The organism is Thauera sp., assembly GCF_047601425.1.
Lineage (GTDB): Bacteria > Pseudomonadota > Gammaproteobacteria > Burkholderiales > Rhodocyclaceae > Thauera.
Map to the genome: position 1 here is coordinate 3,190,373 of NZ_JASGJL010000001.1, position 21,419 is coordinate 3,211,791.

Sequence of the window (21,419 nt, forward strand, 5' to 3'; positions counted from 1 at the left end):
TCTCCTGTTCATCGTTTTTTGCGGCGGGGCCTTTGCAGTGCAGTGTAGCGGTCCTGCCGCTTCACTGCTGGCCCGCGGCTGGTAACGGTTCGGTGAGGTGCGGGCCAAGCCTTAGAATGTCGCCTTGTGTCACTTTTCCGCGAGCCATGTCCGCCGCCGACCACGATCCCGCCGCCATCCGCATCCGCGGCGCGCGCCAGAACAATCTGCGCAACCTTTCGCTCGATTTGCCGCTGAACCGCCTGACCGTGGTTACCGGCGTGTCCGGTTCGGGCAAGTCCTCGCTGGTGTTCGACACCTTGTACGCCGAGGGCCAGCGCCGCTACGTCGAGACCTTCTCGCCCTACGCGCGCCAGTTCCTCGACCGCATGGACAAGCCGCAGGTCGACCGCATCGAAGGTGTGCCGCCGGCGATCGCGATCGACCAGACCAATCCGGTGCGCACCTCGCGCTCGACGGTCGGCACCATGACCGAGCTGGCCGACCACTTCAAGCTGCTGTATGCGCGCGCGGCGCATCTGCACTGCCGCTGCTGCGGCAAGCCGGTGCGGCGCGATTCGGCGGCCAGCATCGCGGCCAATCTCAAGGAGCGTGCGGCGGCAACGGATGATCCGCGGCTGGTGGTGTGCTTCCCGGTGCCGGTGCCGGCCAACTTCAGCGAGGAAGAAGTCGCTAGCCTGCTGAACGCCCAGGGCTACACCCGCATCCAGCAGCGCATTGCCGGCCGGAACGGCGAAGGCGACGTGCTGCAGGTGGTACAGGACCGCTTCCGCGCTTCCAATGTCGATGATGCCCGCCTCGCCGAGGCGCTGGAAACCGCGCTGCTGCGCGGCAATGGCCGCATGTCGGTTCATGCCTCGGGCGAGGGCGTGAAGCCGGATTCCGCTTCGGCGGCCGGCGAAGCCGTGTGGCGCTATTCGTCCGGCCTGCACTGCGCCGAATGCGACATCCACTATGCAGAAGCCACGCCCGGCCTGTTCTCGTTCAACTCGCCGATCGGTGCCTGCGAGACCTGCCGCGGCTTCGGCCGCGTGATCGGCGTCGATTACGGCCTGGTGGTGCCGGACGAGTCGAAGACGCTCGCCGAGGGCGCGGTCAAGCCCTGGCAGACCGAAAGCTACCGCGAGTGCCAGGGCGACCTGGCGAAGATGGCGAAGAAGTACGGCGTGGCGATGGACATCCCGGTGCGCGACCTGCCGCCCGAGCATCGCGAGTGGCTGTTCGAAGGCGATCCGAAGTGGAAGAGCTGGGACAGTTCCTGGCCGCGCATGTGGTACGGCGTGCGCCACTTCTTCGACTGGCTGGAGAGCAAGGCCTACAAGATGCACATCCGCGTGCTGCTGTCGCGCTACCGCAGCTACACGGAATGCCCGGCCTGCCACGGTGCGCGGCTGAAGCCCGATGCCTTGCTGTGGCGCCTGCCGGTGGCGTTTGATGCCGCGGGCGACTCGCGAGGGCTGGCGATCCACGAGCTGATGGCGCTGCCGATCGATCGCGTCCGCGAGGCGGTGGCGGCGCTCGGCCTGCCCGGCGCGGCCGACGAGGCCACCGAGCTGGTGCTGGGCGAGATCCGCAGCCGGCTGGACTACCTCGCCGACGTCGGCCTCGGCTACCTGACGCTGGACCGCCAGTCGCGCACGCTGTCGGGCGGCGAGGTTCAGCGCATCAACCTGACCACTGCGCTCGGCACTTCGCTGGTGAATACCCTGTTCGTGCTCGACGAGCCTTCGATCGGCCTGCACCCGCGCGACATCGGCCGCATCCTCGGCGTGATGACGCGGCTGCGCGATGCCGGCAACACCCTGGTGGTGGTGGAGCACGACCCGCAGGTGATGGTGGCTGCCGATGAACTGCTGGAGATCGGCCCCGGCCCCGGCGAACGCGGCGGCAACATCGTCGCACGCGGCACGCCGGCCGAGATTGCCGCCGATCCCGGCTCGGTGACCGGGCCGTGGCTGGCCGGCCGCAAGCGTATCGACATCGACCGACCGCCGCGTCCGGTCGATGCGAGCACGCCGCGATTGATATTGGCCGGTGCGCGCCAGCACAACCTGCGCAACATCGACGTCGCTTTCCCGCTGGGTCGGCTGAGCTGCCTGACCGGGGTGTCCGGCTCGGGCAAATCGACGCTGATCCAGGACGTGCTGTATCCGGCGCTGGCCAAGCATTTCGGCGAGTCGATCAGCGAAGCGCCGGGCGATTTCGACCGCCTGGAGAATGTGGATAACTTGCGCGGCGTGGTCATGGTCGACCAGTCCCCGATCGGCAAGAGTTCGCGCTCCAACCCGGTCAGCTACGTCGGCGCCTGGGACCCGATCCGGGCCTTGTTCGCTGCCCTGCCGGAAGCCAAGCAGCGCGGCTACAGCCCCGGCACCTTCAGCTTCAATGCCGGCCACGGCCGCTGCCCGACCTGCACCGGCTCGGGTTTCGAGCATGTCGAGATGCAGTTCCTGTCCGACGTCTGGCTGCGCTGCCCGGACTGCGACGGCAAGCGCTACCGGCCGGAAGTGCTTGAATTGAAATGGAACGGCCTGTCGGTCGCAGACGTGCTCGAACTCACCGTGCATGAAGCGCTGGACGTCTTCCGCGAGCATCCCAAGGCGCTCGCCGCGCTGGCGCCGCTGGCCGACGTCGGCCTCGACTACCTGCGCCTCGGCCAGCCGGTGCCGACGCTCTCCGGCGGCGAAGCCCAGCGCCTGAAGCTGGCCGGCCATCTGGCCGAGGCGGCGCAGAAAAAGACTGTACGCAAAACCAGGCCTGTGGATAATTCTGGGGGTAAAGCTGGGGACAAACCAGCACCCGGCCTGCTCTTCCTGTTCGACGAACCCACCACCGGCCTGCATTTCGAGGACGTCGCCAAGCTGCTCGGCGCCTTTGACAAGCTGCTGCAGGCCGGGCATTCGCTGATCGTCATCGAGCACAACCTGGACGTGATCGCTGCCGCCGACTGGATCATCGACCTTGGTCCGGAAGGCGGCGAGGGCGGCGGCATGATCGTGACCGAAGGTCCGCCGGAGGTGGTGCGTGCCCATGAAACCTCGTTTACCGGTGCCGCGCTGCGTGAATACGCCGAGGCGCTCGCGCGCACGCGCAGCGAAGCGGCCGAGCAGGTTTCCGGCGCCGCGTTGCTGGCCGCCGAACCGGCCGTGCGCTACCGCGCGATTGCGGCGCCGGCGATCGAGATCCGCCATGCGCGCGAGCACAACCTGAAGAACGTCAGCCTGAGCATTCCGCGCGACCGCTTCAGCGTCATCACCGGCCTGTCGGGCTCGGGCAAATCGACGCTGGCCTTCGACATCGTCTTCGGTGAAGGCCAGCGCCGCTACCTGGAATCGCTCAATGCCTATGCGCGCCAGTTCGTGCAGCCGGCGAGCCGGCCCGACGTTCACGGCCTGTTCGGCATTCCGCCGACGGTGGCGATCGAGCAGCGCACCAGCCGCGGCGGGCGCAAGAGCACGGTGGCGACGCTGACCGAGATCCATCCCTTCCTGCGCCTGATGTACGTGAAGCTGGGCACCCAGTTCTGCCCGGACTGCAACGTGCCGGTGACGCCGCAGAGCTTCGAGGCCATCGTCGCCCAGATCCAGCGCGAACTGCGCGGCGCGTCGGTCGAAGTGCTGGCGCCGCTGGTGGTCAACCGCAAGGGCTTGTACACCGATCTCGCCAAGTGGGCGCGCAGCAAGGGCCACACGCAGCTGCGCGTCGATGGCGAATACCTGCCGACGGCGAAGTGGCCGCGGCTCGACCGCTACAAGGAACACAACATCGAGCTGCCTACCGGCATGGTGGTGGTCGAGCCGGAGCACGAGACGACGCTGCGCGAGTTCGTCCGTCAGGCGCTGGACATCGGCAAGGGCGTGATCAAGGTGCTGGCCCTCGGCAGGCTGGGTGCGGAGCCGATCACCTTCTCCACGCTGCGCGCCTGCCCGAGCTGCGGCACCGGCTTCCCCGAGCCCGATCCGCGCCTGTTCTCGTACAACGCCAAGCACGGCTGGTGCCTGAAGTGCTTCGGCACCGGGCTGAAGACCGCGCCGCGCATCGAAGACCCGGATGCGCTCGATCTCGGCGATGCCGAAGGTGTCATCGTCAGCGACGAGCCCTGCCCGGCCTGCCACGGCGCGCGGCTGAATCCGGTGGCGCGGTCGGTGCGCTTCCGCGATCTCGGCCTGCACCAGCTCGCGGCCTGGCCGGTGGATAAAGCGGCCGTCTTCTTCAACGATCTGGCGCTGAACGAGCGCGAAACCGATATCGCACGCGACCTCGTCGCCGAAATCCGCGGCCGGCTGGCCTTCCTGCAGCACGTCGGCCTGGGTTACCTGGCGCTGGATCGCGCCGCACCCACCTTGTCGGGTGGCGAAGCGCAGCGCATCCGCCTGGCGGCCCAGCTCGGCTCCAACCTGCGCGGCGTCTGCTACATCCTCGACGAACCGACGATCGGCCTCCATCCGCGCGACAACCGCCTGCTGCTCGATACCCTGGAAGCCCTGCGCGACCGCGGCAACACGCTATTGGTGGTCGAGCACGACGAGGACACCATCCGCCGCGCCGACCACGTCATCGATCTCGGCCCCGGCGCCGGCGTGCGCGGCGGCCAGGTGGTGGCCGAAGGCGGCATCGCCGATCTGCTTGCTTCACCTGCGTCGGCGACCGGCGAGTGCTTCCGCCATCCGCTGCAGCACCCGCTGCGGCCGCGCCGGCCGGTGCTCGAGGATCATCCGTCGATCCGTATCGAAGGCGCCAGGCTGCACAACCTGCAGGACGTCTCGGTGCGTATCCCGCTCGCCCGCCTGAGCGTGGTCACCGGCGTGTCCGGCTCGGGCAAGTCCAGCCTGGCGCGCGACGTCATCCATGCCAACCTGTGCGCCCGCCTCGGCGACCCCGAAGCCACCCGCGCCCGCCGCCGCGGCCAGGCCCAGCCGGCCGAAGTCGATCAGCCGCTGGTCGGCTGCAAGGCGATGCACGGCTGGCAGCAGGTCGGCCGCGTGCTGGAAGTCGACCAGACCCCGATCGGCAAGACACCGCGTTCCTGCCCGGCGACCTACGTCGGCTTCTGGGATGCGATCCGCAAGCTGTTCGCCGACACCTTCGAGGCCCGCACGCGCGGCTGGAATGCATCGCGCTTCTCCTTCAACACCGGCGCAGGCCGCTGCCCGGTATGCGACGGCGCTGGCCAGACCACGGTCGAGATGAACTTCCTGCCCGACGTGAAGACGCCCTGCGAAGGCTGCGGCGGCGCCCGCTTCAACCCCGAGACGCTGGCGGTGCGCTGGAAGGAGCGGACGGTGGCCGAAGTGCTGGCGATGCCGGTGGACGAGGCGGTCGATTTCTTCGCCGCCCATCCGGCCATCGCCCACCCGCTGCAGCTGCTGCAGGACGTCGGCCTCGGCTACCTGACCCTGGGCCAGCCCAGTCCGACGCTGTCCGGCGGCGAGGCCCAGCGCATCAAACTGGTCACCGAGCTGGCCAAGGTGCGCCGCCGTCCCGGCGATGCCGAGGATACCGGCGGCGTGCCGCTGCCGGCCGACAAGCACAGCCTGTACGTGCTCGACGAGCCGACCGTGGGCCTGCACATGGCCGACGTTGACAAGCTGATCCGGGTGCTGCACCGCCTCGCCGATGCCGGCCATACCGTGCTGGTGATCGAGCACGACCTGGATGTGATGGCCGAAGCCGACTGGCTGATCGACCTCGGCCCGGAAGGCGGTGACGGCGGCGGCCGGGTGGTGGCCGAAGGCCCGCCGGAAACGGCGATGGCGACGAAGGGCTCGCACACCGGCCGGTACCTGAGGGAATTCCTCGCCAGCCGGGCGAAAGGCGTGGAGGCCTGATTACTTCGCGGCCCACCCTGGCCGTGGATCGCGCTCGAAGCGGTAGAACAGGTTGGGCTCCGACAGCACGTAGATTGCGCCGTCCGGACCAGTGGCGAGCCCCTCGGCCTGCGGCACCATCTTCGACAGGCCGTGCCAGCCCCGCCACATCGGCAGCATGCTGACCGGGCTGCCGTCCGGTGCGTATTCGACGATCAGCGCCGATTCGTCGCTCAGCAGCAGCACGTTGCCGGTCTGTTCGTGAAAAGTCAGCGAGGACAGATCGGTCATGAACAGCGCCGATGCTTTCGACGAGGTCCATTCGCTGATTTGCAGATCGAAGGCGCTGCCGTTCAATAGCCCGGGCAGCCCGCTGATGATGAATACCCGTAGCGGCGCTTTCTCCTTGGCGACGAACAGGCGCTGATTGGTGGAGTCCCATGACACGCCTTCGAAGCCGCGATTCTTGTACAGATCGACCGCCAGCCCCATACGCGGCGCGCCGCGCAGGTCGATGCTGTGGGTGCCGGCATCGATGATGACGCGGTAGAGCTGCTGGTCGGGCTCGTCGGCAATCACGAAGATGTCGCCGTCGATGTGGGCGATACCTTCCGGATCCTGGCTGCCGTGGATCGGAATCCGTCGCAGCAGCTGGCCTTCGGTGTCGAGCTCGATGACCTCGGGCGGTGCGTTGGTGATGGAAAACAGCGTGCCGGTCTTGGCATTGAAGGTCAGCCCTGAAGCATTGCGCTCGATGCCCTCGATCGGCCGGGCCTCGACCACGACGCCGTAGAAGGGCAGCCAGACGCCCTTCTCCTGCCATTCGGCCGACCGGCTCTTCATCGTCATCCAGTAATATGCGAACGGAACGGCCTTGAAGTGCCAGGCGCCGAAGGCCAGGATGGCGAGCAGGGTGGCCAGGCCGAGGATTCGTCTTGCTTTTTTGGTCATCGCGGGAAGCCGCAGGAAAGTGGAACTGCCGGGGCGCCGATTCTAGCTGGCCTCACCGGCAGGCGGCGATCGCCCGTTTGCTACAGTCTGTGCGGGTGCTCGCGTGCTGCGGTGCGGAACTTTGGTCGGCCGCATCTGTCGTTTTCCGGATCATCCAACACGGACAATGAACAATTCATGAACATACGCAAGATACTTGTCTGGGATATGCCCACGCGCATTTTCCACTGGACGCTGGTGCTGCTCGTCGTTGCGGCCTACTGTACGGCGCTGATCGGCGGCAACCTGATCGTCTGGCATGGATGGCTGGGCATTGCCATTGCCGGGCTGCTGGTCTTCCGCCTGGTGTGGGGTGTGGTCGGCTCGACCTATGCGCGTTTTGCCAATTTCGTGCCGGGGCCGGGGGGCATCGTTGCCTACCTGCGTGGGCAGTGGCGCGGCGTCGGGCACAACCCGCTCGGCGCGCTGTCGGTGCTGGCACTGCTGGCGATCCTTGGCTTCCAGGTGGTCAGCGGGCTGGTGGCGAACGACGACATCGCTTTCGAGGGGCCGCTCTACGCACTGGTGAGCAAGGACACCAGCGACTGGCTCAGCGGCCTGCACCGGCAGAACTTCTGGATCATCATCGCGCTGGTTGCGCTGCACGTGCTGGCGATCATGTTCTATGCGCACGTGAAGAAGGACAACTTGGTGAGGCCGATGATCACTGGCTTCAAGGAAGTGTCCGACCCCGGGTTGAAGTCGGCACAAGGCGGCGGCACGGTCGCTTTCATCGCGGCGGTGGCCGTGGCGGGCTTCGCGGTGTGGGCGGCGATGGGTGGCCTGCTGCCGCCTCCTCCGCCACCGCCTCCGGCTCAGGAAGTTCCCGCCTGGTGATTGCGGGCGTCAAGCCTGCCCTGCCTGAGTGTTCTGCCTGCCGATGGGCAAAATGAAAAAAGCCGCAGTTCAGTTTTGCGGCTTTTTTCATTATGTCGGGCCCAGCCTGGCGGGCCTGGCCCGGCGAGTGCTTACTTGGCGCGATACTTGTCGTGGCAGGCCTTACAGGTGCCGCCGGTGTCGCCGAACGCCTTCTGCACCGCAGCCTTGTCACCGGTGGCAGCAGCAGCGGCCAGCGCAGCGGCGGCGGTGTTCAGATCGGTGGCGAGCTTGCCGACGTCTGCCATGTTCTGGAAGAGCTCGGGTTTGGCACGGGTCTTGACGTTGCCGATGTCCTTGTCGGTGCCGGGGCCGAACAGGGCGCCCATGCCGGAGCTGGAGATGGCGGCGATGGCGTTGGCAGCGGCCTGGACTTGCTGGGCGTTGAACTCGCCTTCGAGGTTGGCCTTGATCTTGCCCATGTTCCAGGACATGAAGCTGTAGCCGGCCTGGCGATACTTGATCTGGTCTTCCGGCTTGACCTGGGCGGAAGCGGTGCCGGCGATGGAAAGGGCGAGGATGCCGAGCGCGATGATTTTCTTCATTGTTACCTCGTTGCGTGGAAGCGTGGTTGGAAAGGGGGCGCCGAAAGGGGGACGACGGGTTTGTTCCGGGAGCCGCGTGCCGGAACCCGGACCGCCCTCCGACAGCGCAGGTTCCGGTTTGGTTCAATGCATCTTATATCAGCGCTGAATGATATGCGGTTTGCGCGCTGCCGGGCAAATCCCCTGATGCCGGCTCAAGAATGTGTGCCAGGCAGCCGTTCGACGGAAAGCGGGCCCGTCGATGGAGCATTCCGGCCCGCCATCATGAATGGGGAGCGAACGATGCGCCGCTTTGCGGATACTCCGATCTGGTTCAGGCTGACAGCCGCGATCTGGCTGATGCTGGTGCTTGCCTGGGGCGGCATGATTGCCTGGGAAACGCGTGTGAGCCGCGACATGGCGATCGGCCAGGCGAGGGACTTTGCCGCCACGGTCAATGAGATGACCATGGCCGGGCTGACGGGCATGATGATCACCGGGACCGTGGCCCAGCGCGACGTGTTTCTCGACCAGATCAAGGAACTGTCGGTGGTGCGCGACCTGAAGGTGATCCGCGGCGAGGAAACCAGCCGGATCTTCGGTGCGGGCGAGGCCGGCGAGCTCCCGCTCGACGAGGCCGAGCGCCGTGCGCTTGCCGATGGCCAGACCCACATGATGGTGGAGCACAGCGCGGAACACGGCGAGCATCTGCGGGTGGTGATGCCTGCGCTGGCGTCCAGCAACTGGCTGGGCAAGGACTGTGTGGCCTGCCACCAGGTTGCCGAAGGCGTGCCGCTGGGCGCGGTCAGCATGCGTGTCTCGCTCGACCGTGCCGAGGCAGCGGTGGTCGAGTTTCGTGACAAGAGCATCGTCTTCGCTGCGCTGGTGTCGCTGCCGCTGCTGGGCTTCGTGTTCTTCTTCATCCGCCGCTTCGTTGCCAGGCCATTGTCCGGGCTGGCGGCCAGTCTCGCCGAGATCGCGCAAGGCGGCGGTGATCTGACGCGCCGTCTCGACCGGGCAGGCAAGGATGAAATCGGCCGTACCGCCGCCTCCTTCAACGACATGATGGGCACCATCGCCGCGCTCGTGCGTGAAGTCGGCACGGCAGCCGATGAGGTGGAAAGGGCGGCGCGGCACCTGGCGGAAGGCGCGGGCGATCTCGGCCAGCGCTCGCACCGGCAGAACGAGCGCTCGGCAACGGCCAGCGCCGCGGTCGAGCAGATGAGCGGCAGCATTACCCATATTGCCGACAATGCCGCCGAAGTGCGCGAACGTTCGCACGCCAGCCTGCAGCATTCGCGCGAAGGCGAGCAGAGCGTGCGCCAGCTGATCGGCGAGATGGGGCAGATCGAGGCGGCCGTGCGCCAGATGGCGGCCACGGTGGGGGATTTCATCGAATCGACGCGGGCGATCTCCCGCATGACGCAGGAAATGCGCGAGATTGCCGAGCAGACCAATCTGCTGGCATTGAATGCCGCAATCGAAGCGGCGCGTGCGGGTGACCAGGGGCGCGGTTTCGCCGTGGTCGCCGACGAAGTCCGCAAACTGGCCGAGAAGTCGGCGCGTTCGGCGGGAGAAATCGACGGCATCACGTACGAAATCGGACAGCGTTCGGATTCGGTCAGAGGAGCGATCGAGAACGGTCTGGCTCATCTCGAATCGAGCCGTGCGGTGGCAGATGGCGTTTCGCGCGTGCTGGGCGCGGCCAATGCACTGGTCGCCGAAGTGGGCGACGGGCTGGACCGCATTGCCGCAGCGACCGCAGAGCAGCGCCGTGCCAGCGCATCGGTGGCATCCGGCATCGACGACATTGCCGGCATGGCGAGCGAGAACGATCTTGCCATCGGCCAGACGGTGGAAGCGGCGCGGGAACTGGAAAGGCTCGCGGTACGGCTGCAGGAGTCGGTCGGGCGATTCCGGGTTTGAGCGGGAGGCGGGTCCAAGCCCCTTCGTTCAAGCGGAAACACCCATCCCTGCAGGAGCGGCTTAGCCGCGACTGAAGTCGCTCCTACGACATCAGGGCGCTGATTTCACTCCAGCCGCAACGGCACGTAGATGCGTGCTTCGCCCCGCTGGATGAGCAGCGCGAAGCGCTTGCCGGCAGCCTGGACCTGCTTGCGGAATTCGGCGGCGCTGCTCACCGGCTGGTTGTCGAGCGCCAGGATGATGTCGCCACGCCGCAGGCCGGCACGCGCAGCGGGACCATCTGCACCTTCCACCACCAGGCCGCCCCGCAGCCGCAGCTGGGCGGCTTCCTGCGACGTCAGTTCGCGCGCGTTCAGGCCCAGGCCGGCGTCGATGCTGTCGGGCTGGGTGGTCGACGGAGCGCCGGCGATGTTGTCGTTGGTCATCTCGTCCAGCGTTGCCGTCACGTCACGGCTGCGGCCGTCGCGCCAGATTTCCATGCGGATGCGCGTGCCGGGGCGCTTTTCGCCGACCTCGCGCGGCAGGTCGGCCATGTCGTCGATGCGCTTGCCGTCCAGGCTCAGCACCACGTCGCCGGCCTGGATGCCGGCCTTGTCGGCGGCGCTGCCCGGTTCCACGCTGGCAACGAGAGCACCGCGCGCGTCCGGCAGGCCGAAGGACTGGGCGAGATCCTTGTCGACGCTCTGGATGCCGATGCCGAGGCGGCCGCGCTGCACCCGGCCATGAGTGGCGAGCTGATCCTTGACGTTCATGGCGACGTCGATCGGGATCGCGAACGAAATCCCCATGAAGCCGCCCGAGCGCGAATAGATCTGCGAGTTGATGCCGATGACCTCGCCGGCCAGGTTGAACAGCGGCCCGCCGGAGTTGCCGGGGTTGATCGCGACGTCGGTCTGGATGAAGGGCACGTAGGTCTCGTCCGGCAGGCGGCGCGCCTTGGCCGAAATGATGCCGGCGGTGACGGTGTTGTCGAAGCCGAAGGGTGAGCCCATTGCCACCACCCACTCGCCGACGCGGGCGTCGTCGGCCTTGCCGATCTTCACCGCCGGCAGATTCTTGGCGTCGATCTTCAGCAGCGCGACGTCGGTGCGGCGGTCGATGCCGATCACCTTGGCCTTGAACTCCCGCTTGTCGATCAACGTCACGGTGACTTCGGACAGCGCCGCGTCGCCGTCCTCGCCGGCAACGACGTGGGCGTTGGTCAGCACGTAGCCGTCCTGGCTGACGATGAAGCCCGAACCGATGCCCTGCCGGGTGCGCGGCCCGATGCCGGGCTGGCCGGGGAAGCCCGGCATCGGCACGCCGAAGCGGCGCAGGAAGTCGTAGAAAGGATCGTTGGCGAACGGATTCTGCCCGCCCGAAGCCTGCTGCTGCGTCTGCACCACGCTGATATTCACCACCGCCGGGCCGACCTGCTCGACCAGGTCGCCGAAGTCCGGCAGGCCGTAGCGGTTGGGCGACACCAGTGAGGTTGCCGGTGCGGCCTGCGCGTGGACGGCGGGAATCAGGGCCGTGCCGGGCAGCGCGGCAGCGATGGAGAAGGCGAGAACAGTGGTCACAAGATGTTTGCGCATGATCGATTCCGTAGTTGGTCAGTGCCGACGACAGCAGTGGACGCCGATTCGCCGAGACTGTTCCACTGCACACATCTGATTGCAAATTAAGGGCAGAGCAAGGCGCAATCAAGCACCCTCGCTTTTTTTTGCCGGACGGGCGAGTTTCTTCAAACGGACATTCGCCCGACCATGGGAATCTGGCGGGTTCGTCGTGGCGGGCAGCCATCGAGGTGCGCAGGGGCTTGGCGGGCGAGGTAACATCGACGGTACATCCTGGAGGAAAACCCATTTTCAGCGGGAGCAGACCATGACATTGACCGATCTGCGCTATCTCGTCGCGCTCGCCCACGAGCGCCATTTCGGCCGCGCTGCGGAGAAATGCCACGTCTCCCAGCCGACCCTGTCGGTGGCGGTGAAGAAGGTCGAGGAAGAACTCGGCATCCAGCTCTTCGAGCGAAGCGCGACCGAGGTCAAGATCACCGAGACCGGCCGGCGCATCGTCGCCCAGGCCGAGAAGGTGCTGATGGAGGCGAGCCAGATCCAGGAGATTGCCGCGGCGGGCAAGGATCCGCTGGCCGGCCCGCTGCGCCTCGGCGTGATCTACACGATCGGCCCCTACCTGCTGCCGCGGCTGATCCCGCGCATGCACCAGCTGGCGCCGCGCATGCCGCTGATCATCCAGGAGAACTACACCGCCAGGCTGGCCGAGGCGCTCAAGCGCGGCGAACTCGACGTCATCATCATCAGCCTGCCGTTCGAGGAGGTGGGCGTCGTCGCCCAGCCGGTGTATGACGAGCCGTTCCGCATCCTGATGCCGGCCGATCATGAATGGACGAAGGAGGAGGCGGTGGATGCCCGCCATCTTGCCGAGGACCAATTGCTGCTGCTCGGTTCAGGCAACTGCTTCCGCGACCAGGTGCTGGAAGTCTGTCCGAGCTGCCGCAACGTCGGTGGCCTGCAGCGCACGCTGGAAGGCAGTTCGCTGGAGACGATCCGCCACATGGTCGCCACCGGCCTCGGTATCACCGTGCTGCCGAGCTCCGCGGCGGACGATGCGACGATGCAGAATCCGCTGGTGGCGGTGCGGCCGTTCTCGCAGCCCGAGCCGGCGCGCCGGGTTGCGCTGGCGTGGCGCGTCACCTATCCGCGCAGCGGGGCGATCGACATCCTGCGTACGGCGATCCTCGAGAGCGGTTTGCCGGGCGTGCGGCCGGTCGGCCGGATACCGGTGAAGGAGCCTGCCTGATCGGCGGAGTCGACAGAACGGCAGACCGCCGCCGTCGGGCGGCGGTGGATGCTGCAAGGTCGGCCTGAAGCCGTATCCGGGCTTGAGCCAGCTCAGCTGGCCTTGCGAGTGGTGCGTTTTTTCGCCGGTGCTTCGGCCTTGGCGGCCGGGGCTTCCTTGTCGGATTTCTCGGCTTTTGCTGCACCGGCAGCCTTGGCGCCGGCTTTCGGCGTCTTGGCCTCGAACTCGAAGCCGACCTTGCCGTCCTTGCCGCGCACCAGGAAGGCCGAGAACTTGCGCCGCGTGCGGGCCGAGACGAAGCCCTTCAGCAGCTCGGTCTTGCCTTCGGCCAGCAGCTTGCTCATCTGCTCGCGTTCGATCGGCTGCTGCAAGATGATCTTGCCGGAGCGGAAGTCGCAGCTCTTGCCGGGGCCGACCGATTTCTCGCAGACGTAGGCCATGCCGTGCTCGAACACCCGGCTGCTGCATTTCGGGCAGGCGCCGACGCTCTGCTGCTCGGAGAAATCGACCGGCTCGGCTTCCTCGCCTTCCTTGGGCTGGCCGAAGTCGAAGGCAGGCTGCTTGTCCTCGTTGAGCACGATATCGGCGTTGAACAGCCGGCCCATCTTGTTGCGGAAGCCGAGCAGCGGGCCGACCTTGCCATCGCGCAGCAGGGTTTCGATCTCGTCGTATTCGAACTGGCGGCCGGCGACGATCTTCCAGGTGCTCCAGTCGCAGCTCTGGCAGGCGAACTTCTTGTAGTTCTCCTTCACCACGCCGCCGCACTTCGGGCAGGGCGTCTTCAGCGTGACGAAATCGCCCGGCACGGTGTCGGATTCGTAGCGCTTGGCGCGTTCGACCACTTCGCGCGCCATGTCGGCGATTTCCTGCATGAAGGCTTCGCGGCTCAGCTCGCCCCGCTCCATGCGCGACAGCTTGTATTCCCAGCCGCCGGTCAGTTCGGGCGAAGTCAGCGCGCTCACGCCCAGGCCCTTCAGCAGCGTGATCAGCGAGAAGGCCTTGGCGCTGGGGATCAGCTCGCGGCCTTCGCGGTGGATGTACTGCTCGGTGATCAGCCCTTCGATGATCTGCGCGCGCGTGGCTGGCGTGCCGAGGCCGCGTTCGGCCATCGCTGCGCGCAGTTCCTCGTCGTCCACCATCTTGCCCGCGCCTTCCATCGCCGACAGCAGCGTGGCTTCGTTGAAGCGTGCCGGCGGCTTGGTCTGCAGGGACTTGAGCAGAATGCTTTCGGTGGCGACCGTCTCGCCCTGTTTCACCGGCACCAATTGCGGGCCGCCGTCCTTGCCGTCCCCCGTCTTGCCATCCTTGTCGTCGCCGGCGGCTTCCTTGCCGTAGATCGCCAGCCAGCCCGGATTGACCAGCACCTTGCCCTCGGTCTTGAAGGCTTCGCCTTCAACGCGGGTGATGCGGGTGGTGATCTGGTACTCGGCCGCCGGGTAGAACACCGCCAGGAAGCGCTTGGTGACCAGGTCGTAGATCTTCTGTTCGGCCTCGGACAGGCTCTTGGGCAGCGTGCCGGTCGGGATGATGGCGAAGTGGTCGGAAATCTTGGCGTTGTTGAAGATGCGCTTGTTCAGCTTCACCCAGCCGTTTTTGGCGATCTCGGCGGCGAAAGGCGCGTACTGCGCGGGAAGGTTGCGCATGACCTCGCCGACCGTGCCGAGGTAGTCCTCGGGCAGCGCGCGCGAATCGGTACGCGGATAGGTCAGCACCTTGTGCTTTTCGTACAGCGCCTGTGCCAGCTGCAGCGTGACGCGGGCGGAGAAGCCGAAGCGGCCGTTGGCCTCGCGCTGCAGGCTGGTGAGGTCGAACAGCAGCGGCGACAGCTGCGTCGAGGGCTTGGATTCCTCGGTGACCACGCCCGGCTTGCCGTCGCACTTGGCGCGGATGGCTTCGGCCCGGGCCTTGTCCCAGATGCGGTAGGCGGTGGCGTGTTCGTCGCCTTCCGGTTTCTTGAACTTCTCGTCGAACCAGCGTCCGAGGTAGTGCCCGGCCGCGGCAGCGAAATCGGCTTCCAGCTCCCAGTAGTTGCGCGGCTTGAACTTGCGGATCTTGTCCTCGCGCTCGACCACCAGCGCCAGTGTCGGCGTCTGCACGCGGCCGACGGTGGTGAGGTGGAAGCCGCCGGTCTTGGAGTTGAAGGCGGTCATCGCCCGCGTGCCGTTGATGCCGATCAGCCAGTCGGACTCGGCGCGGCAGACTGCGGCGTTGCGCAGGCCTTCGACGTCCTGCGCGGCGCGAAGGTGGGCGAAGCCGTCGCGGATCGCCTGCGGCGTCATCGACTGCAGCCACAGGCGCTGCATCGGCTTCTTGGTGCCGGCGTGCTGGGCGATGAAGTTGAAGATCAGCTCGCCTTCGCGCCCCGCGTCACAGGCGTTGATGAGGCCGGTGACGTCCTTGCGCTTGATCAGCCGGGTCAGCAGCTTGAGGCGGTCCTCGGTCTTTTCGATCGGCTTGACCGCGAAGTGCGGTGGGATGACCGGCAGGTGGGCGAAGGTCCATTTGCCGCGCTTGACCTCGAACTCCTCCGGCACCACGAGTTCGAGCAGGTGGCCGACGGCCGAGGACAGCACGTAGTCGTCGGACTCGTAGTAGTCCTTTTCCTTGGTGAAGCCGCCGAGCGCACGGGCGATGTCCTGTGCGACGGAAGGTTTTTCCGCGATGATCAGTTGCTTGCTCATGCTCTCTGGCTATCGGACGGGCCGGCATATGCCGGTCGGGGGGTCGGGGGGCTGGAGCCGCGGATGATAAAGAGGCCGCGTCGCGCCATGCAAGCAGCCGGGGCTGCCGGGGTCTGTCTGGCTAATGTACCGTGGGACTGTAGTCCCAGTCTTCGTTGACGCTCAGCAGCTCATCGACCATCAGCGTGTCGATGGGCTGCTCCTGCTGCCACAGCACCATCAGCACGATGACTTTCAGGCGTTCGAGCGTGATGTTGACACTCTCCAGCGCGAGCGCGCGTTCGATGATCAGCTCGCGATGCACGCCATCCAGCACGCCGGCGTTTTCCATCAGCGCCAGGAAGCCGCGGCAGTCGGCATTCAGGTGAAGCTGTTCGTCCTCGGTGTAGATGCGGAGCGAGCGTTCGTCGGGTGCGCCGGCCGGATGGGTTTCGCGCGCAACATGCTGCAGCCCGGCCAGCCATTCCAGCGCCCTGGCGATTTCCGCTTCCTCGAAGCCGGCGGCGGACAGCTTGCGTGCAAGCTGTTCGGACTCCGGACAGGCGTCGGCGTGGATGTAGCTTTCGTAGAGATAGACGAGGATGTCGAACAAAACGGTCTCTCAATGGGACGGCAAGGGGAACGGCTGGAGGCGGGCAAGGCTGCCACAGGTCGTGGCGCAGGTGAAAGGGAGAACGGCGTGGTTCAGCGCCCGACTCTCTGGATGCGGCTACCGGGAAGACTGGCGATCCGCCCATCCAGTTCAAGCGGCAGCAGGATGGCGTACAGGGCATCGACCGTCAAGCCGCAGCGTTGCGCGAGCGTGTCGAGGTCGACGGGATTGTGGCCGATCGCCTCCATCACCCGGGCGGCATCATCGTCATGTCCATCGATTGCCAGGCTGGCCTGGAGCGTGGTGCCGTGTTTCGCTGCACGGGTGGGCAACCGGGCGCCGAGCCGGCCCCTGAGCTCCTCAACCACGTCCTCCGCGGTTTCCACCAGCTTGGCGCCGTCGCGGATCAGGCGGTGGCAGCCGCGCGACAGCGGCGAGTGGATGGACCCTGGAATGGCGAAGACCTCGCGTCCGCCCTCGGCCGCCAGCCGCGCGGTGATCAGCGAGCCGCTGTTGAGCGCCGCCTCGACCACCAGCACGCCCTGCGCCAGGCCGGCGATGATCCGGTTGCGGCGAGGGAAGTTGTGCTGCAGCGGCGGCGTGCCGAGCGGGAATTCGCTGACGATGGCGCCGCAGGCGGCGATTTCCCTTGCCAGCGTGGCATTGCGGGCCGGATAGATGCGGTCGATGCCGGTACCGACGACGGCCACTGTGCCGGCGCCTGCCGTTCCCGCGATCAGGGCACCGCGGTGGGCGGCGGTATCGATGCCTGCCGCCAGGCCGCTGACGATGGCGAAGCCCTGGGTCGCCAGATGCTGGGCAAAGGCTTCGGCGTTCGAGTCGCCCTGGGGTGTGGCAGTGCGGGCGCCGACGATGGCGAGCATGGGGCGCTGCAGCAGGGCGGGATCACCCTTGACGTAGAGCATCACCGGCGGGTCGGCGATGTCGAGCAGGGCGCGCGGATAGGCTTCGTCGGCCAGGGTCAGGATGTGGCTGCCGTCTTCGGCAGCCCAGGCCCGCGCGCGTTCGATCCAGTCCTGGCGGGGCTGGGCGAGCAGCGCGTCGGCCGCCGCGCTGCCAACGACGCCGGTGAGGGCGCTGCGCCCCGCGGCGAAGATGTGGCGTGGCAGGCCGAAGGCGGCGAGCAGGCTGCGCTGGCGGTCGGCGCCCAGGCCGGGCGTGGCGGCCAGCCGCAGCCAGTCGATGAGGTCGTCGTCTTCCGTCAATGGCGGCTGGGGACGTGCGTCAGGGTTTGCGGACGGCGTCGCCGACCGTCACCGGTCCGTCGGTTTCCATCACCAGGGCGTAGGACACGCGATCGAAGACGCGGAACACGAACAGCAGGCCGTAGCGCTTTTCAGGCAGGGCGAAGGTTTCCTTGCCGTTGTCGCCGCGATAGACGGCGGTGCCGCGGTTGCGGAACAGGCTCAGCACGTGGCCCGGCTCGATGCCTTCGCGAGCGCCGCTATCGAGAGCGACGACATGCAGGCGGCCGGTCTCCTGTACGCCGCGGTAGATCGACACCACGTGGCCGTTGATTGCGTGCTCGGGTGCATGGGGCACGTAGGAGAAAACGTTGGGCGGTTCGCTGGGCAGCAGCAGGTCGCCCGTGCCCACTTCCTCGATCGCCGAGAGGATTTCGAGCGTTGCCGGTTCGCCATGCGCGGTGACGCGGGCGCTGCCCAGGTTGTCGGCCTCGTACGCGATCAGCTCACCGGTCAGCGGGTGCTTCAGCGGGCGTGCCGGGCGCATGATCTGCCAGACTTCGACGCCGGGGTCGACGTTCTTGGCGAACACGGTGTCGCCGGCACCGGTCATCACGCGGCTGGTTTCGGTGGCGACGATGGTCGCCGCGCCTTCGAGATTGGACTGGTCGATGACCAGCGGCTTGTTCAGGAAGGGCTCGATGACGTGCACCGGGATGCTGGGTACCGCATTTTCGAGCGTTTCCTCATATACCTGCGGCTGCAGCTTGCCGCTGCCGCCGATGCGCCGGCCGATCGTCAGCCATGGCCCGCTGCGGTCGAGCAGCACGACCTGGCCGGGGTAGATCAGGTGCGGGTTGCGGATCTGCTCTCGGTTCATGCGCCAGACTTCCGGCCAGCGCCAGGGTTCGCTCAGGAAGCGGCCCGAGATGTCCCACAGCGTGTCGCCCTTGACGACGGTGTAGCTGTCGGGCGCGTTGTCGGCAAGCCGGACGTTGGACTGGGCGATCGAGGCGCTGCTGAACAGTGCCGAGATGCCGACGAGGAGAGGGAATATAATTCGGATCATCGATCGCTTCCGGTTGGGTGGGGCACGGAACGCCCGCGGCCTGGCTGGGTCGAAACCACGGTGGGCGCGTGGTGCCCAAAACGCCCGTGTGACCGCCCCGAGATCATCGCGCATTACATGTGCATATGCGCGAAATCACTTGAAATTCTGCACTCAAAGGTTTATTGCGGCAAGCATTCATGGCTTTACTACCTATCCTCCGCTATCCCGATCCCCGGCTCCACACCATTGCGCAGCCGGTCGAGTCGGTCGACGACGAAATCCGCCAACTGGTCGCCGACATGGCCGAAACCATGTACGAAGCGCCGGGCATCGGACTGGCCGCGACCCAGGTCAATGTCCATAAGCGCGTCGTCGTCATCGACGTGTCCGAGGACAGGACCGACCTGATCGCGCTGATCAACCCCGATATCCTCGAACGCTCCGGCGAACAGGTGTGCGAGGAAGGCTGCCTGTCCGTACCCGGAATCTACGAGAAAGTGACCCGTGCCGAGCGTGTGAAGGTTCGCGCTCTGGACGAAAAAGGCCAGTTGCGCGAAATCGAGGCCGACGGCTTGCTCGCGGTCTGCATCCAGCACGAGATCGATCACCTGGACGGCAAGGTCTTCGTCGAGTACCTGTCCTCGCTGAAGCTCAGCCGGATCAAGAGCAAGCTGGCCAAGAAGGCCCGGATCACCGCCTGATGGCCGCCCCGCTCCGCGTGGCGTTCGCCGGCACGCCCGAATTCGCCGCCTGTGCGCTCGACGCCATCCTGGCCGCCGGCCACGAGGTGGCGCTGGTGCTGACCCAGCCCGACCGCCCCGCCGGCCGCGGCATGAAGCTCACGCCCAGCCCGGTCAAGCAGCTGGCGCTGGCGCGCGGCATCGAAGTCGACCAGCCCGAGCGGCTGCGCACCGACGAGCAGCGCGCCCGCCTCGCCGCGTGTGCGCCCGACGTGCTGGTGGTGGCGGCCTACGGCCTGATACTGCCGAAGGCAGTGCTCGATCTGCCGAGCCGAGGCTGCATCAACATCCACGCCTCGCTGCTGCCGCGCTGGCGCGGCGCGGCGCCGATCCATCGCGCGATCGAGGCCGGCGATACCGAGACCGGCATCACCATCATGCAGATGGACGAAGGCCTGGATACCGGTGCGATGCTGCTCAAGCGCAGCCTGACCATCCTGCCCACCGAGACCACGGCGACGCTGCACGACCGCCTGGCGGTGCTCGGTGGCGAATGCATCGTCGCCGCGCTGGCCCAACTGGATGAACTGAAACCGGTGCCGCAGCCTGCCGAAGGCGTCAGCTACGCCGCCAAGATCGGCCGTGCCGAGGCCACCGTCGACTGGCGGCGGCCGGCGGCCGAGCTGGAACGCGCGATGCGCGCCTTCGATCCCTTCCCCGGCCTGGCCTCCACATTGCGCGATACGGTGGTCAAGTTCTGGTCGGCCGAAGTGATCGACGCCGAAGGCGAACCCGGCACGGTGCTGGCCGCCGACGAGGCCGGCGTCGTCATCGCCTGCGGCCGGGGCGCGCTGCGTTGCACGGTGTTGCAACGCCCGGGCAGCCGGCGCCTGCCCGCCGGGGAATTCCTGCGCGGCTTTGCGGTCTCTGTCGGCGAACGCTTCGCTTCCGGCGAAGCCGATCCGGCTTGATGTAGGGCGGCTCCGCCCCCATCTACCGCATCGAAGCGAATCTTTACGAAGGAATACGCAATGCTAGGAAACTGGATCAAGACTTCCATCCTGATGGCCGGCATCGTCGCCCTGTTCGGCGCGATGGGCGCGGCCATCGGCGGCCGCGAGGGCATGATGATGGCGCTGGTGCTCGGCGGCGCGATGAATTTCTGGGCCTACTGGTTCTCCGACAAGGCCGTGCTGAAGATGTACAAGGCACGCCAGGTCGATGCCAGCACCTCGCCCTACCTGTACAACATGGTCAGCGAACTGGCGCAACGGGCCCAGTTGCCGATGCCCAAGGTCTACATCATCGACGAAGACCAGCCCAACGCCTTCGCCACCGGCCGCAACCCGGAGAACGCCGCGGTGGCGGCCACCACCGGCATCATGCGCATGCTGTCCGAGCGCGAGCTGCGCGGCGTGATGGCGCACGAGCTGGCCCACGTCAAGAACCGCGACATCCTGATCTCGACGATCTCGGCGACGGTCGCCGGTGCGATCTCGATGCTGGCCAACTTCGGCATGTTCTTCGGCAATCGCGACGGCGAGGACCGCCCCAACCCGATCGTGTCGATCGCGATGATGATCCTCGCGCCGCTGGCCGGCATGATCATCCAGATGGCGATCAGCCGCACCCGCGAGTTCGGTGCCGATCGCGGCGGCGCGGAGATTTCCGGCGACCCCGAGGCGCTCGCCAGCGCGCTGGCCAAGATCGACGCCTACGCCCGTGGCATCCCGATGCACACCGCCGAGCAGCACCCGGAAACGGCGCAGATGATGATCATGAACCCGCTGTCCGGCGGCGGCCTGCGCGGCCTGTTCTCGACCCACCCGTCGACCCAGGAGCGCATCGCCCGCCTGCGCGAGATGGTCGGGCGCTGACTGCCCGCGCCTCGGCATTCGAGCCGCCCCGCCGCCTTCGAGGTGGCGGGGCGGTTTTCTTTTGTCGACGGCCAGTTGCCGGCTCGGCGCCACGATAGCGAGAAAGGCTCCTGGCCGGAGGGTATTCCGGCCGGAAGCGCGCATGGGCTTGGCCGTCCTGGCCGAACGAATTCCGTATCGGGTCCGCATCTACCGCCATCCGCCGGCTCTCCTGCGGATGCCCTGCCCGAGGGGGCGGTGATCAGGGCCGGGACGACGCATGGCGGGTGGCAACGTCGGCTGTGCCGCGCGCAAGGCAGCGAGTGTCTGCCGGGCGGCCAGCGTCGGCAATGGATCGTGTTACGCTCGTCCATATCCGATTGTTCGTAGATTCTTTCCACGCATATACCTTTTCTGGACAAAGGTATT

General features: G+C 66.9%; 14 protein-coding genes. 7 read left to right on the forward strand and 7 right to left on the reverse strand.

Translation table 11 applies throughout. The features are described 5' to 3' along the window. Positions 1 to 146 precede the first annotated feature (146 nt). Positions 147 to 5,828: an excinuclease ABC subunit UvrA gene (gene uvrA / locus QM748_RS15420; protein WP_415247789.1), complete on the forward strand. Its 5,682-nt coding sequence runs from the start codon at positions 147 to 149 to the stop codon at positions 5,826 to 5,828. On the opposite strand, the gene QM748_RS15425 is transcribed toward uvrA, so the two are convergent. Further along, positions 5,829 to 6,758 (reverse strand): SdiA-regulated domain-containing protein, encoded by a 930-nt coding sequence (locus QM748_RS15425; RefSeq protein ID WP_415247790.1) that lies wholly within the window; start codon positions 6,756 to 6,758, stop codon positions 5,829 to 5,831. It abuts the gene before it with no gap. 177 nt (positions 6,759 to 6,935) lie between these two features. Here QM748_RS15425 and QM748_RS15430 point away from each other — a divergent pair, with 177 nt between their 5' ends. Next, positions 6,936 to 7,634, forward strand: a complete 699-nt coding sequence (locus tag QM748_RS15430; RefSeq protein ID WP_415247791.1) for a cytochrome b/b6 domain-containing protein — start codon at positions 6,936 to 6,938, stop codon at positions 7,632 to 7,634. Between the two features lie 131 nt (positions 7,635 to 7,765). Here the strand turns inward: QM748_RS15430 and QM748_RS15435 are convergent, their stop codons facing one another. Further along, positions 7,766 to 8,218 carry a c-type cytochrome gene (locus QM748_RS15435; RefSeq protein WP_415247792.1) on the reverse strand — a complete coding sequence of 151 codons (453 nt, stop codon included), beginning with the start codon at positions 8,216 to 8,218 and terminating at the stop codon, positions 7,766 to 7,768. A gap of 282 nt (positions 8,219 to 8,500) precedes the next feature. On the opposite strand from QM748_RS15435, the gene QM748_RS15440 reads away from it, so the two are divergent. Then, positions 8,501 to 10,123, forward strand: a complete 1,623-nt coding sequence (locus QM748_RS15440) for a methyl-accepting chemotaxis protein (protein ID WP_415247793.1) — start codon at positions 8,501 to 8,503, stop codon at positions 10,121 to 10,123. Positions 10,124 to 10,227: 104 nt separating this feature from the next. Here the strand turns inward: QM748_RS15440 and QM748_RS15445 are convergent, their stop codons facing one another. Next, complete coding sequence (locus QM748_RS15445) at positions 10,228 to 11,697, reverse strand: DegQ family serine endoprotease (protein WP_415247794.1); 1,470 nt, start codon at positions 11,695 to 11,697, stop codon at positions 10,228 to 10,230. A gap of 289 nt (positions 11,698 to 11,986) precedes the next feature. On the opposite strand from QM748_RS15445, the gene QM748_RS15450 reads away from it, so the two are divergent. After that, positions 11,987 to 12,925, forward strand: a complete 939-nt coding sequence (locus QM748_RS15450; protein WP_415247795.1) for a LysR substrate-binding domain-containing protein — start codon at positions 11,987 to 11,989, stop codon at positions 12,923 to 12,925. Positions 12,926 to 13,017: 92 nt separating this feature from the next. Here QM748_RS15450 and QM748_RS15455 read toward each other — a convergent pair whose 3' ends face one another. The 4 genes from QM748_RS15455 to QM748_RS15470 all read right to left on the reverse strand — a co-directional run bounded on the left by QM748_RS15455 (position 13,018) and on the right by QM748_RS15470 (position 18,472). Next, positions 13,018 to 15,606 (reverse strand): DNA topoisomerase III, encoded by a 2,589-nt coding sequence (locus QM748_RS15455; RefSeq protein ID WP_415247796.1) that lies wholly within the window; start codon positions 15,604 to 15,606, stop codon positions 13,018 to 13,020. Between the two features lie 121 nt (positions 15,607 to 15,727). Then, positions 15,728 to 16,198: a DUF494 domain-containing protein gene (locus tag QM748_RS15460; RefSeq protein WP_415247797.1), complete on the reverse strand. Its 471-nt coding sequence runs from the start codon at positions 16,196 to 16,198 to the stop codon at positions 15,728 to 15,730. 92 nt (positions 16,199 to 16,290) lie between these two features. Next, on the reverse strand, positions 16,291 to 17,424 hold the full coding sequence (gene dprA, locus QM748_RS15465; RefSeq protein ID WP_415247798.1) for a DNA-processing protein DprA: 1,134 nt from the start codon (positions 17,422 to 17,424) through the stop codon (positions 16,291 to 16,293). A 19-nt stretch (positions 17,425 to 17,443) separates the two neighbouring features. Continuing rightward, entirely contained in the window at positions 17,444 to 18,472 is a 1,029-nt protein-coding gene (locus QM748_RS15470) for a LysM peptidoglycan-binding domain-containing protein (protein WP_415247799.1), read from the reverse strand. 179 nt (positions 18,473 to 18,651) lie between these two features. On the opposite strand from QM748_RS15470, the gene def reads away from it, so the two are divergent. Genes def through htpX form a run of 3 tightly spaced genes read left to right on the forward strand, consistent with a single transcriptional unit; the run spans position 18,652 to position 21,011 of the window. After that, positions 18,652 to 19,155 carry a peptide deformylase gene (gene def, locus QM748_RS15475; RefSeq protein WP_415247800.1) on the forward strand — a complete coding sequence of 168 codons (504 nt, stop codon included), beginning with the start codon at positions 18,652 to 18,654 and terminating at the stop codon, positions 19,153 to 19,155. Beyond that, the gene (gene fmt / locus QM748_RS15480) at positions 19,155 to 20,105 is read left to right on the forward strand and encodes a methionyl-tRNA formyltransferase (protein WP_415247801.1); all 951 of its coding nucleotides are present in this window, start codon (positions 19,155 to 19,157) and stop codon (positions 20,103 to 20,105) included. Before def ends, fmt begins: the two co-directional genes overlap by 1 nt. Before the next feature lie 60 nt (positions 20,106 to 20,165). After that, the gene (htpX, locus tag QM748_RS15485) at positions 20,166 to 21,011 is read left to right on the forward strand and encodes a zinc metalloprotease HtpX (protein ID WP_415247802.1); all 846 of its coding nucleotides are present in this window, start codon (positions 20,166 to 20,168) and stop codon (positions 21,009 to 21,011) included. Positions 21,012 to 21,419 lie beyond the last annotated feature (408 nt).